Origin of the sequence: Rhodococcus sp. OK611, from assembly GCF_003050885.1 — a bacterium.
In the GTDB taxonomy this organism is placed as follows: domain Bacteria; phylum Actinomycetota; class Actinomycetes; order Mycobacteriales; family Mycobacteriaceae; genus Rhodococcus_G; species Rhodococcus_G oryzae.
This window is the reverse complement of sequence record NZ_QAOZ01000012.1, coordinates 218,987-231,849: the sequence shown is the minus strand read 5'-3', so window position 1 is coordinate 231,849 and position 12,863 is coordinate 218,987. Positions and strand designations below refer to the sequence as shown.

The 12,863-nt window shown below is 68.4% G+C and carries 8 protein-coding genes and 1 pseudogene; 4 read left to right on the top strand and 5 right to left on the bottom strand.

Features of this window, described 5'->3' with window-relative positions:
• Nucleotides 1–566: DUF222 domain-containing protein (locus C8K38_RS17050; protein ID WP_143548483.1), on the bottom strand; the 566-nt coding region annotated here is incomplete at its 3' end.
• Nucleotides 567–902: 336 nt separating this feature from the next.
• Here C8K38_RS17050 and C8K38_RS17045 point away from each other — a divergent pair.
• Genes C8K38_RS17045 through C8K38_RS17035 form a run of 3 tightly spaced genes read left to right on the top strand, consistent with a single transcriptional unit; the run spans nucleotide 903 to nucleotide 4,517 of the window.
• Nucleotides 903–2,297, top strand: coding sequence for an amino acid permease (locus C8K38_RS17045; protein ID WP_097212600.1), 1,395 nt, complete (start codon nucleotides 903–905; stop codon nucleotides 2,295–2,297).
• Nucleotides 2,298–2,346: 49 nt separating this feature from the next.
• Entirely contained in the window at nucleotides 2,347–3,933 is a 1,587-nt protein-coding gene (gene hutH / locus C8K38_RS17040; protein ID WP_097212599.1) for a histidine ammonia-lyase, read from the top strand.
• A gap of 14 nt (nucleotides 3,934–3,947) precedes the next feature.
• The gene (locus C8K38_RS17035; protein ID WP_097212598.1) at nucleotides 3,948–4,517 is read left to right on the top strand and encodes a HutD family protein; all 570 of its coding nucleotides are present in this window, start codon (nucleotides 3,948–3,950) and stop codon (nucleotides 4,515–4,517) included.
• 96 nt (nucleotides 4,518–4,613) lie between these two features.
• On the opposite strand, the gene hutG is transcribed toward C8K38_RS17035, so the two are convergent.
• The 3 genes from hutG to hutU are packed head-to-tail and all read right to left on the bottom strand — an operon-like array spanning nucleotide 4,614 to nucleotide 8,442.
• Nucleotides 4,614–5,576 (bottom strand): formimidoylglutamase, encoded by a 963-nt coding sequence (gene hutG, locus C8K38_RS17030; protein ID WP_097212597.1) that lies wholly within the window; start codon nucleotides 5,574–5,576, stop codon nucleotides 4,614–4,616.
• Nucleotides 5,573–6,769, bottom strand: coding sequence for an imidazolonepropionase (gene hutI, locus C8K38_RS17025; protein WP_097212596.1), 1,197 nt, complete (start codon nucleotides 6,767–6,769; stop codon nucleotides 5,573–5,575). The genes hutG and hutI overlap by 4 nt, the downstream gene beginning before the upstream one ends.
• 2 nt (nucleotides 6,770–6,771) lie before the next feature.
• Complete coding sequence (gene hutU, locus C8K38_RS17020; protein WP_097212595.1) at nucleotides 6,772–8,442, bottom strand: urocanate hydratase; 1,671 nt, start codon at nucleotides 8,440–8,442, stop codon at nucleotides 6,772–6,774.
• Between the two features lie 175 nt (nucleotides 8,443–8,617).
• On the opposite strand from hutU, the gene hutC reads away from it, so the two are divergent.
• Nucleotides 8,618–9,391: a histidine utilization repressor gene (gene hutC, locus C8K38_RS17015; protein WP_097212594.1), complete on the top strand. Its 774-nt coding sequence runs from the start codon at nucleotides 8,618–8,620 to the stop codon at nucleotides 9,389–9,391.
• Nucleotides 9,392–9,442: 51 nt separating this feature from the next.
• Here hutC and C8K38_RS17010 read toward each other — a convergent pair.
• A pseudogene (locus C8K38_RS17010) lies at nucleotides 9,443–12,784 on the bottom strand (NAD-glutamate dehydrogenase); the annotation flags it as partial.
• Between the last annotated feature and the right edge of the window lie 79 nt (nucleotides 12,785–12,863).

Here is a 12,863-nt window from a genome sequence, read left to right as displayed (position 1 = left end):
GCTCTCTTCTTGTCCCCGTTGAGGATCTGATCGAGCGCCTTCGCGCGGCGGGCGAGGGTGGTGGAGTCTTCGGTGCGGGCGGCGTAGAGGAGGTAGCGGGCGCAGGCTTGTGTTCGGGTGGCGTCGGTTCCGATGATGTCGAACACATTCTCGGCGTCACCGTCGCCGTCGGTCGCGGCATTGTCGTCGGAGCGGGCCGGGGCGTCGGGCTCGGGCACCTTGTTCAGGAGTTCGACGATCACCCGGACCTGGTCGTAGTCGGTTTCTCCGGCGTCGAATGCGGCGGCGACCTCCGGATGCTCGGCCAGTCCCCGGCCGAGTCGGACGATCCTGTTGGCCTGGCCGGGGGTCATGGTGGTCGCCCCGGCGAGCCAGTTGCCCGGCGATGAGGCGCCGACCTTTTCGGCCACGCACCGCTGATCGACCTGATGCATCAGACGCACCCGCAGTGCCTCGAGCTGACGCATCCGCAACGACAACTCGGGAACCAACTTCAGGAGTTCGGCATCCGCGAGCTGCCACGCGACCACATCCGGTGGCGCGATGAGCATCTCGTCGAGATCCATGTTCGAAGTCTATTCGAATGTATGTTCGACCACAAGGGAAATCTGATCTGGCGCTGCACGTGGAGGGTGAGGGTTGCGTGGTGGCCGACGGTGACGTTGTGGAGCTCCGCCGCAAATGTTTAAGCCCCGGGTTGGCGGCCCATTTCGGGCCGCCCGTCCGCGGCCTTGACCTCTCAGTCGCCTGCGGCCGTCAGGGGCGGCGGGAAAAACGGGCGGCGGCGAAGCCTTGACGCAGCTGTATATACAGGACTATACATATCGCGATGGTGTGACTCGCCGCACAGTGCGAGGGGCCGGCCTGGCCGGATCCACCAGCACAGTCCAGGGAGATCGATTGTGAAAGACACCGCCGCGGCGCTGACCCGAGGTCTGACAGCACGCCACATCAGGTTCATCGCGCTGGGTTCGGCGATCGGGACCGGGCTGTTCTACGGATCGGCGGAAGCGATAAACCGGGCGGGCCCGTCCGTACTGCTCGCCTACCTCATCGGTGGGGCGGCGATCTACATCGTGCTTCGCGCGCTCGGCGAGATGGCGGTGAGCAATCCCGTTTCGGGCTCGTTCGGCGAGTACGCGAGCAAGCACCTCGGGCCGCTGGCCGGGTTCATGACCGGCTGGACGTACACCTTCGAGATGATCGTGGTGTGCCTCGCCGACGTGACGGCCTTCGGCGTCTACATGGGGTTCTGGTTCCCCGACGTACCTCGGTGGATCTGGGTGCTCTCCATCATCTTCTTCATCGGCGCGATCAACCTGCTGAGCGTGAAGGTCTTCGGCGAGGTGGAGTTCTGGTTCACCCTCGTCAAGATCGTCGCGATCGTAGCGATGATCGCCGGCGGAATCGCGATCCTGATCTTCGGGTTCGGGATCCACGACACCGGGACGGGCGTGAGCAATCTGTGGACCGACGGCGGCTTCTTCGCCACCGGGTTCGGTGGGTTCGTCAGCTGCTTCGCGATCGTCATGTTCGCCTTCGGAGGCACCGAGATCATCGGTATCACCGCGGGGGAGGCGGAGGACCCGGAGCGCACCATTCCCCGCGCGATCAACACCGTCCCGGTGCGCATCATTCTGTTCTACGTGCTCACGCTTGCCGTGATCATGGCGATCAACCCGTGGCAGTCGATCGGATCCGAGGGCAGCCCCTTCGTGCAGATCTTCCAGGGCCTCGGCATCGGCCCCGCCGCGACCGTGCTGAACATCGTGGTGATCACGGCGGCGCTCTCCGCGATCAACAGCGACATCTTCGGCGCCGGACGGATGATGTTCGGGATGGCCCAGCGTGGTCAGGCCCCCGCGTCGATGGGGAAGGTCTCCCGCAACGGGGTGCCCTGGATGACGGTGGTCATCATGACCATCACGCTGCTCTTCGGAGCGCTCCTCAACTACCTCATCCCGGACAAGGTGTTCCTGGTCATCGCGTCGATCGCGACCTTCGCGACGATCTTCGTCTGGCTGATGATCCTGCTCTCGCACTACCGCTCGCGGCAGCGGATGGATCCGGCCGAGGTGGCCGCACTGAAGTTCCCGGTGCCGTTCTGGCCGTACGGGCAGCTGATCGCGATCGGCTTCCTGGTGTTCGTGATCGCGGTGCTCGCCTTCGACGCCGACACCCGCGTCGCGCTGATCGTCGGCGCGGTCTGGCTGGCGCTGCTCGCCCTCGCCTTCCTCCGGTGGGTGCGGCCCGAGCGGCTACCTGCCGAGCCCGAACTCGCCGACCAGCCGTCCTGACCCAACCCGAAGAATTTTCGCTACCGCTCATTAGAAACGGAGAACAACCATGAGCACGAACACCCTCCCGCGCGCAGAAGAGCGCGCAATCGACAACAGTGCACCCGTCGTGGTCGGAGTCGGCGCCGTGACGCCGGATGAGTTGGTGCGCGTCGCCCGGTTCGGTGCGCCGGTGCGGTTGTCCGAGGAGGCGCTCGAGGCGATCGGGGCCAGCCGCACCCGCATCCAGGCACTCGCCGAGGACCCGAAGCCGGTGTACGGCGTGTCGACCGGGTTCGGTGCGCTCGCCACCCGGCACATCCCGTTGGAGTTGCGGGCACAGCTGCAGCGCAGCCTCATCCGCTCGCATGCCGCAGGATCCGGTCCGGAGGTGGAGCGCGAGGTGATCCGCGCCCTGATGCTCCTGCGCCTGTCCACCCTCGCGACCGGCCGGACCGGCGTCCGCCCCGAGGTTGCTCAGGTATACGCGGCCCTGCTGTCCGCGGGCGTCACCCCTGTCGTCCACGAGTACGGCAGCCTCGGCTGCTCGGGCGACCTGGCGCCGCTCGCGCACGTGGCGCTGGCAGTGATCGGCGAGGGCACCGTGCGGGACGCCGACGGCGAGCTGATGCCGGCCGCCGAGGCGCTGGCCGCAGCCGGAATCGAGCCGGTCGAGCTCAAGGAGAAGGAGGGCCTTGCCCTCATCAACGGCACCGACGGCATGCTGGGCATGCTGGTCCTGGCCTGCCATGACCTGCGCAAGCTGTTCTCCCTGGCTGATGTCACCGCGGCGATGAGCGTCGAGGGGCTGCTCGGCACGGACAAGGTGTTCGCGGCGGACCTGCAGGCCCTGCGCCCGCACCCCGGTCAGGCCATGGCTGCCTCGAACATGACCCGGGTGCTCGCGGGCTCGGGAATCGTAGCCAGCCACGCCACCCCCGACTGCACGGTCGTGCAGGACGCCTACTCGCTGCGGTGCGCTCCTCAGGTCGCGGGCGGCGCGCGCGACACCCTCGCGCACGCCGAGCGGGTGGCCTCGTACGAGCTGGCGAGCGCCGTCGACAACCCGGTGGTGACCCTCGACGGCCGGGTCGAGTCCAACGGCAACTTCCACGGGGCGCCGGTCGCCTACGTGCTGGACTTCCTCGCGATCGTCATCGCCGACCTGGCCAGCATGAGTGAGCGCCGCACCGACCGTTTCCTCGACAAGGCGCGCAGCCACGGGCTGCCGCCGTTCCTGGCCGACGACCCTGGGGTGGACAGCGGGCACATGATCGCGCAGTACACCCAGGCCGCGATCGTCTCCGAGCTCAAGCGGCTCGCGGCGCCCGCGAGCGTCGACTCGATCCCTTCCTCTGCCATGCAGGAGGACCATGTGTCGATGGGCTGGTCGGGTGCTCGCAAGCTGCGTCGGGCCGTCGACGGGCTCACCCGGGTGCTCGCGATCGAGGCGCTCACCGCCGCACGCGGTCTGGATCTGCGGGCTCCGCTCGAGCCGTCGCCTGCGACCGCTGCCGTGCGAGACACGATCCGTGAGCAGGTTCAGGGGCCGGGCACGGACCGCTACCTGGCGCCGGAGATCGAGGCCGCGGTCCAGCTGGCAGCCTCCGGGGCGTTGCTCGACAGCGCCGAGTCCGTGGTCGGCAAGCTCAGCTGACCCGCTCCGCTCGAATGAGGAATCGGACGCCCGGTGAAACCGGTTACGGGACAACGTCGTTCCGTACCGTGGCGGTCGACCGCAGGGTGGTGCCTTGGCAGAACGGCCAAGGCACCACCCAGGTGGTTGCATCGACCGGCCAGTGGCGGGTGAGCATCGCCGAGGAACCACTCGAGTCGAGGTTCTCGGTCATCGAGGGGTTCGACCGATTGATCACCCCTCTCGGCTCGGTATCCCTCGAACTCACGGGGCCGCCCTTCGTCGACCTACCGGGCTCGGCCGATGCGGTCACCGTGGTGCGCCACGTCGTCGAGCCGTTGCACACCTTGGCTTTTCCTGGCGAGTGGGCGCCGGCATCGCGGGCATCGTCCCGTACCCGGGCCCTCAACGTGATGGGGAGGCGGGGAGAGGTCGACATGTCGGTGGACATCGGTTCCGCCGAGATCCCCGATCCCGGTTCGGTCCGGATCTGTCTCGATCTCGTGACCGAAGCGGCCCTGATCGTGCCGCCCGGCGAACCGATGCCGTCGGTGAGTCAGGGAAGATGCGCGATCATTTCGATATCGCCCTCTGAGGCGCAGTAGTTTCGAGCCGGGCAGACGGGCCCGAAACCTGGAAATCCTCGGCTCGACGCGGCGGCAGGCGCTCGCGTCGAGCCGAGGACGTATGAGGGGTCGGGCTCAGTGCAGCCGAGTGGCCAGCGCGGTGGTGACGATCCGGTGGATCAGTCGCGCCGCGGTCCGCGCTGTGCGGTTGTCCACGTCGAGAGCGGGATTCAGCTCCGCGACATCGAGCAGCCGCAGCTTGCCGCTCCGTGCCACCAGATCACACACCCGCTGGATCACCTCGAGCGGAACACCGAACGCGGCCGGGGCGCTGACCCCCGGGGCGACCGCGGCGGGCAGCACGTCGAGATCGATCGTCAGGTACAGGACGTCGACCGCGTCGAGGAAGTCCTCGACGAACGCCTCCACGGCAGGCAGGTTCGCCGCCGTGCAGTCGTCGTCGAGAAGGTGCCGCACGCCCAGTTCGGTCGCCGTCGCGAAGAGCGCCGCGGTGTTGCTGGGTTGCGCGATGCCGAGCACCGCGTAGTCGAGGGCTCGGCCCAGCGCGGTTTCGCGGTCGGCCATCTGCCGGAAAGGAGTTCCGGAGCTCGGCCGCGGGTCGCTCCGCAGGTCGAAATGTGCGTCGAGGTTGAGCACGCCCAGGCGTGCGCCTGATGCGACGGCCGCCGAATTCGCGATTCCGAGATAACTGCCGTAGGCCACCTCGTGCCCGCCGCCGAGGACGGTGACGAGGCTCCCGGCGTCGAGCAGGCCGGTGACGGCCGAGCCGAGCCTGTCCTGGCCGCCTTCGAGATCCTCGCCGACGACCTCGACGTCACCGGCGTCGAACAACCGCACCGGGGTGGCGAGCGACATCGACGCGAGCGCCCGGCGCAGCGCCGCCGGGCCGTCGGCGGCGCCCCGGCGGCCCTTGTTGCGGCGCACCCCCTCGTCGCTGCGGAACCCGATGAGAACGCCTGCACCGGAATCGGTTCGGTCCTCGAACGCTGCGACGGCGCCGTGCCAACGCAGGTGTTCGGCGCCGGGTCCGTCGTCGCGTCCCGACCAGGCTGTGGGGGCAAGGTCCACGGTGGTCATCGTCGGTATCCGTCCTTCCAGATCTCGCGCACCAGCGCCACCCCGGGCCGGTAGGCCAGGTGCAGATGGGACGGGGCGTCCAGTGCGATCAGATCGGCTCGCGCGCCGACCCGGATGTGCCCGATGTCGGTGCGCTGCAACGCCGCGGCACCGCCGGCCGTCGCGGCCCACACAGCCTCGGCCGGGCTCATGTGCATCTCCCGCACCGCCAGCGCGATGCAGAAGGGAATACTGGTGGTGTAGCAGGTTCCGGGATTGCAGTCCGCGGCAAGCGCAACGGTGACGCCGGCATCGAGAAGGGCCCGAGCGTCGGGGTACTTGTTGCGCGTGGAGAAGTCGGCTCCTGGCAGGAGCGTGGCGACGGTGCCACCGGCCGCGAGCGCCTCGACATCGGCGTCGGTGGTATAGGTGACGTGGTCGACGGACGCGGCCTTCAGCTCGACCGCCAACTGAACGCCTGCGCCGTAGCTGAGCTGATTGCCGTGCACCCGCGGGGTGAGCCCGGCGGCGATGCCGGCCTCGAGTACGGCCCGCGACTGGTCGGCGTCGAACGCGCCCTCCTCGCAGAACACATCGATCCACTTCGCGTGCGGCGCACACTTGGGGATCATCTCGTCGACAACCATCCGCACGTAGTCGTCGCTGCGACCCGCGAACTCCGGCGGTGTGACATGCGCGGCGAGCAGGGTCCGCTCCGTGGTGTGTGCGGAGGCGACCTCGAGGCTGCGCAACTCATCGGGAACCGACTGCCCGTAGCCGGATTTCGTCTCGATCGTGGTGGTGCCCGAGTGCAGCGACTCGGCGACGAGCCGCGCCACGTTCGCGCCCAGTTCGGCGTCCGAGGCGGCCCTCGTGGCGGCGATGGTGGTGCGGATGCCGCCCGCTCCGTACGGGGCGCCCGTCATCCGCGCCTCGAACTCCTCGGCACGTTCGCCGCCGAAGACGAGATGGGCGTGACTGTCGACGAACCCGGGCAGGGCGGCCCGGCCCCGGAGGTCGTACCGGGATCCGGCACTGCCCTCCGGGATCCGGGAACGGGGGCCCACCCACTGGACGAGCCCGTCCCCGAGGACCACCGCGGCGTCGTGGATCAGGCCGAGCGGGCCTGCACCGGACTCGGGGTCATTGGTGACCAGGGTGCCGATGTTGTCGATGACGGTCCACCGGCCGTCCTGCCCGGGTGCGTCGTACACGTTTACGCCTCCTGCATCGGGATGCGAACGCCGCGCTCGGCCGCGACCTGGGTCGCGTGCTCGTATCCTGCGTCGGCGTGCCGGATGACACCCATGCCGGGGTCGTTGGTGAGCACCCGCTCCAGCTTCTGCGCGGCCATCTCGGTGCCGTCTGCGATGCACACCTGACCGGCGTGGATGGACCGGCCCATCCCGACGCCGCCGCCGTGGTGGATGGACACCCAGGACGCGCCGGAAGCGGTGTTGACGAGGGCATTCAGCAGCGGCCAGTCGGCAACGGCGTCGGAACCGTCGGCCATGGCCTCGGTCTCCCGGTACGGCGAGGCGACCGATCCGGAGTCGAGATGGTCGCGGCCGATGGCGAGCGGCGCGGAGAGTTCCCCGGAGGCCACCATCTCGTTGAACTTCACACCGGCCTTGTGGCGGTCGCCGTACCCGAGCCAGCAGATGCGGGCGGGCAGGCCCTCGAAATGAACCTTCTCGCCCGCCATGGTGATCCAGCGCTTGAGGTGCTCGTTCTCGGGGAAGAGCTCGAGAATCGCGCGGTCGGTGGCCTCGATGTCCTTGGGGTCGCCGGAGAGGGCCGCCCACCGGAACGGGCCGAGGCCCTCCTCGAAGAGCGGACGGATGTAGGCGGGAACGAACCCGGGGAACTCGAATGCCCGGTCGTAGCCGCCCTTTCGGGCCTCGTCGCGGATCGAGTTGCCGTAGTCGAAGACCTCGGCGCCCGCGTCCATGAATCCGACCATCGCCTCGACATGTGCGGCCATCGACTTCTGGGCCTCGGCGGTGAAGTGTTCGGCGTCCTTCTCGGCCATCTTCTGCCAGTCCTCGAGCGCGATTCCGACCGGCAGGTAGGACAACGGATCGTGGGCGGAAGTCTGGTCGGTGACGATGTCGATCGGGGCGCCCATCGCGAGCAGGGCCGGGAAGACCTCGGCGGCGTTGCCGACCAAGCCGATGGACAGCGGCTTGCGGGCATCGCGCATCTCGACGGCCAGCGCGAGGGCGGCGTCGATGCTCTCGGCCTTGGTGTCGAGGTAGCCGTGCGCGATCCGGCGGTCGATGCGGGTCGGGTCGACGTCGACGCAGATGGCGACGCCGTCGTTCATGGTGACCGCGAGCGGCTGCGCTCCGCCCATGCCGCCCACACCTGCGGTCAGGGTGATGGTCCCGGCGAGGGTCCCCCCGAACCTCTTGCGCGCCACCGCGCCGAAGGTCTCGTAGGTGCCCTGCAGGATGCCCTGGCTGCCGATGTAGATCCAGGAGCCGGCCGTCATCTGGCCGTACATCATCAGGCCCTCGGCCTCGAGCTTGCGGAACTGCTCCCAGTTCGCCCAGTCGCCGACCAGGTTGGAGTTGGCGAGCAGGACTCGCGGAGCCCACTCGTTGGTGCGGAAGACCCCGACGGGCTTGCCGGACTGCACGAGCATCGTCTCGTCGGACTTCAGTGTCTGCAGCGTGCGGACGAGGGCGTCATAGGCCTCCCAGTTGCGCGCGGCCTTGCCGGTGCCGCCGTAGACGACCAGGTCGTCGGGACGCTCCGCGACCTCCGGGTCGAGGTTGTTCATGAGCATGCGCAGGGCGCCCTCCTGCTGCCAGCCGAGGCAGGTCAGCTCGGTGCCGCGCGGTGCCCGGACCGGCCGGGGTCCGGTGGGGGAGTGATTGGTCATCCTGGGTCTCCTGACGATGTTGTGTGACCCCATGACACATCCTCGGCGCTACGCGGAACAGTGCCTCCTTCGATGATTCTCGGATACGAGACACGTTGCCGTTGGCGAGTCCGATCCGGCGGCGAGCAGCGGGCCGATAGACTGGGCGGAAACGAGATGCCCTCGAACGGGCGGGATGTGGACGGTGGCGAGGGTGGCGATCGACGAGTCGGACGTGGCGTCGCTCTACAGGGCCCGCGGGCACGAATCCGCGCCCGCATATCAACGGGTCAAGAATCTCATCGCGGAGCAGATCGTGTCGGGCCGTTGGCCTGAGGGAGACCAGCTGCCGTCGGAGAATCAACTCGTCAACTCGCTCGGGTTGTCTCGAATGACCGTCAACCGGGCGTTGCGCGAACTGAGCGCCGACGGGCTTGTCGTGCGACTCATGGGCGTCGGCACCTTCGTCGCCGAAAGAAAGGTCAGCTCAGCGCTTTTCGAGGTGCGCAACATCGCCGACGAGGTGACGCACAGGGGACACCGGCATCGCAGCGAGGTGGACCTGCTCCGCGCCGAGCCTGCCGAAGCGATCGTCGCGCACCAGTTGGGGGTGCCGGACGGGAGCCCGGTGTTCCATTCGCGGTTGGTGCATTTCGAGGACGACCTGGCAATCCAGGTCGAGGACCGCCACGTCAGCCCGGAGATCGCACCCGAGTATCTCGATCAGGACTTCACCGCTCAGACACCCAACAACTACCTGATGTCGGTCGCGCCGCTCGGCCGTGGTGAGCACGTGGTCGAGTCGGTGCTCGCGACCGCGGAGGAGTGCCGGCTCCTGGGGATCGACGAGGCCGAGCCGTGCCTGCTCATTCACCGGCGCACCTGGTCCGAGGGGCGGTTGGTGAGTACCGCGCGACTCGTGCACCCCGGCTCCCGCTACCGGCTCGAGGGCACCTTCGAGACGCAGTGAACCCGGAGCGGCCGCGGTGAGCCGCGGCCGCTCGCACCGGCGGCGATCGGCTCAGACGCTACCGACCAGGCTCCGGATCTGGCGCACCGCAACGGACATGGCCGCGACATCGACGGACGAGTTCTCGAAGATCGCGTCGAGGGTCGATCGTGCCCGCAGGATGCGGGTGGAGTTCCGCACCTCCCAGCGTCCGATCATCTCCGCCGTGGATTCTCCTGCGCTCGCCGGGTTCCCGAGTAGGTCCAGGCACAGCGCCCGCAGGGAGCCGTAGAGCTCGTCCCGCATCGCAAGGCGGGCAAGGGAGTTCCATCGGTTGTCGTACGACAGTCTCGACACCGACTGCAACAGATGCACGGCGCCGAGATGTTGGCTCAGTGCGTAGTACAGCTCTGCGACGTCCGGCACGTCCCGGCCGCTGACGTCGGCCACCTCGATGATGTCGAGCAGGCCGAACTGATCGAGCAGCAGGTGAACGCGGGCCGCCAGATCGTGCGGGACACCGGCGTCGACCGACGCGGCGACCCGCGCGTGCAGGTCGGCAAGCTCTTGTCCGCGAAGCCAGTCCGGGACCAGGTGCGCGTGCCGGACGAGTCGGGGCGCGAATCGTTCGACCTCGGCGCCGATGTCGAGGGGCTGCGGCCGGTTGGCCAGCAGCCAGCGCGAGGCCCGGTCCAGCACCCGCTGGGTGTCGACCACCAGGGCATCGGTGACGTCCGTCGGCAGCCCGCTCTCCGCGATGTCCGCCCACAATCGGTTCAGGTCGAAGATCCGGGCCGACGCGACATGGGCGCGCACGGCGTCGGATCCGATCGCCGCCGAGTCCTCCGCGAGGCGGAACGCGAAAGTGATTCCGCCGTGGTCGATCACGTCGTTCGTCAACATCGTCGCGACAATCTCGCGGCGTAGCCGGTGTGAGTCCAGGTGGTCGCCGAATCGGTTCCGCACGGCGTCCGGGAAGTACGCACGCAGCCGGTCGCGCAGCGCAGGATCGTCCGGCAGGTCACCGGCCAGCAGTTCGTCCTTGACGGCGAGCTTGACGTGCGCCATGAGGGTGGCCAGTTCCGGAGAGGTCAGCCCCTGGCCGTCCTGTGCGCGCCGAGACAGCTCGCGCTTGTCCGGTAGCGCCTCGAGCGCGCGGACGAGTCCGCGTTCGTTCTCCAGCCTTGCGATCATCCGGGCGTGGACGCCGAGCGCGGAGGCGGCAGTGGATCGGCTCACACCGAGGATCCGATTCTGGGAGCGGTTGTCTGCCAGTACGAGTCGGCTCACCTCATCGGTCATCGACCGCATCAGCGCGTCCCGTTCACCGGCAGCGAGGTGGCCGGACGCGACCATGCCTGCGAGCAGGATCTTGATGTTGACCTCGCGGTCGGAGCAGTCGACGCCTGCCGAGTTGTCCAACGCGTCTGTGTTGATGCGGCCTCCGGCGCGGGCGAACTCGATGCGACCGAGCGGGGTCAGCCCCAGATTCCCACCCTCCGCGACGACGCGGGCGCGTAGGTCGCGCCCGTCGATGCGGACCCCGTCGTTGGCCTTGTCTCCCACCTCGGCGTGGGATTCGGTGGAGGCCTTGACGTAGGTGCCGACGCCGCCGTTCCACATCAGGTCCACCGGGGCGCGCAGGATCGCGTCGATCAGTTCGGCGGGAGCGAGCGCGGTGACGCCGTCGGAGAGACCGAGAGCGCCCCGCACCTCGGGGCTGACCGGGACCGACTTCACCGAGCGCGCCCACACCCCGCCGCCGGGGCTGATCAGCCCGGGGTCGTAGTCCGCCCAGGAGGAGCGGGGCAGGCCGAACAGTCGACTGCGTTCCGCAAACGACGTCGCCGCGTCCGGCGCGGGGTCGAGAAATATGTGACGGTGGTCGAAGGCGGCGACCAGTCTGATGTGCTCGCTGAGCAGCATGCCGTTGCCGAACACGTCGCCGCTCATGTCACCGATGCCGACGACCGTGAAGTCTTCACTCTGGGTGTTGCGGCCCATCTCGCGGAAGTGACGCTGCACGCTTTCCCAGGCGCCGCGTGCGGTGATGCCCATCGCCTTGTGGTCGTAGCCGACCGATCCGCCGGAGGCGAACGCGTCGCCGAGCCAGAATCCGTACTCGGCGGCGACCTCGTTGGCGATATCGGAGAAGGTGGCGGTGCCCTTGTCCGCGGCGACGACGAGATAGGTGTCGTCCGCGTCGTGGCGGACTGCGTCGCGGGCGGGAACGACCGAGCCGGTGGCCGGGTCGATGTTGTCGGTGACGTCGAGCAGGCCGGCGATGAACTGCCGGTAGCACGCGATGCCCTCGGCCAGGTTCGCGTCGCGATCGGTCGCGTCGATGCCCGTCGGTGCGGGCGGCTGTTTCACGACGAAGCCGCCCTTGGCGCCGACCGGCACGATGACCGCGTTCTTCACCGCCTGCGCCTTGACCAGTCCGAGCACCTCGGTGCGGAAGTCCTCCTTGCGGTCCGACCATCGGAGGCCGCCGCGGGCAACGGCGCCGAACCGCAGATGCACGCCTTCTACTCGTGGTGAGCAGACGTAGATCTCGAATCGTGGTCGGGGGTGGGGGAGCTCGTCGATCCGTTGCGGATCGAACTTGAACGAGAGCAACGGCGAGGTGCCGCCGTGGGCGAAATAGTTGGTGCGCAGGGTGTTTCGGATGAGGGTGGTGAAGGCCCGCAGGATGCGGTCCTCGTCGAGGCTGACCACACTGCCGAGCGCATCGTCGAGACGGCAGGTCAACGCCTGCTGGCTGCCCTCGTCGTTCGTCGCCGGGTCGAAGCGGGCCTCGAACAGCTCGACCAGCAAGCGTGCGGACTCGGGGTGTGCGGTGAGGACCTCCGCGATCCGCACCTGGCTGTACGGGAAACCGGCCTGCCGCAGGTACTTTGCGTACGCCCGCAGCATCGACGCCTGTCGCCAGGTCAGCCCCGCGCGCAGTACCAGGTGATTGAACGTGTCGACCTCGGCGTCACCACGCCATGCGGCGGCGAAGGCCTCGGTGGAACGGGCAGCCATGCCGGTGTCGGCCGGAGCGGGATCGACGTCGAGGGTGAGGCCGAAGTCGTAGATCCAGCACGGACTGCCGGCCGAGTCGCTCATCGGGTAGGGCCGCTCGTCGAGCACCTCGACACCGAGGGACTGGATCACGGGGAGGATGCGGCTGAGCGAGACGGCCTCTCCGTCGATGTAGAGCGTGAGGCGCAGTTGTCCCCTGGCCGCGCCCGTCGGCGGGTGAAGGGCAACCTCGAACGAATCGGTCCGCAGCGCCTCGATCCGGGTGACGTCCGCGGCGGCGCGCGCGGGGTCGAAGTCGTGCTTGTAGGCCTCCGGCAGGGATTCGATGTAGGACTTCGCCAATACCGGATCCGCCATCCGGTCGCGGAAGTCGTCGTCCCAGGCCTGCGTCATCGTCGGCTTCTCCTCATGCGGCAGCAGTTGTATATACAGGACTATACAACTCTGTGAGCTGCCTCACAAGGGT

Bases quoted from the DNA above. Each gene is read 5' to 3' on its own strand.
- hutH (WP_097212599.1), top strand. From the start codon at position 2,347: ATGAGCACGAACACCCTCCCGCGCGCAGAAGAGCGCGCAATCGACAAC.
- C8K38_RS17035 (WP_097212598.1), top strand. From the start codon at position 3,948: ATGAGGAATCGGACGCCCGGTGAAACCGGTTACGGGACAACGTCGTTC.
- hutG (WP_097212597.1), bottom strand. From the start codon at position 5,576: ATGACCACCGTGGACCTTGCCCCCACAGCCTGGTCGGGACGCGACGAC.
- hutU (WP_097212595.1), bottom strand. From the start codon at position 8,442: ATGACCAATCACTCCCCCACCGGACCCCGGCCGGTCCGGGCACCGCGC.
- hutC (WP_097212594.1), top strand. From the start codon at position 8,618: ATGTGGACGGTGGCGAGGGTGGCGATCGACGAGTCGGACGTGGCGTCG.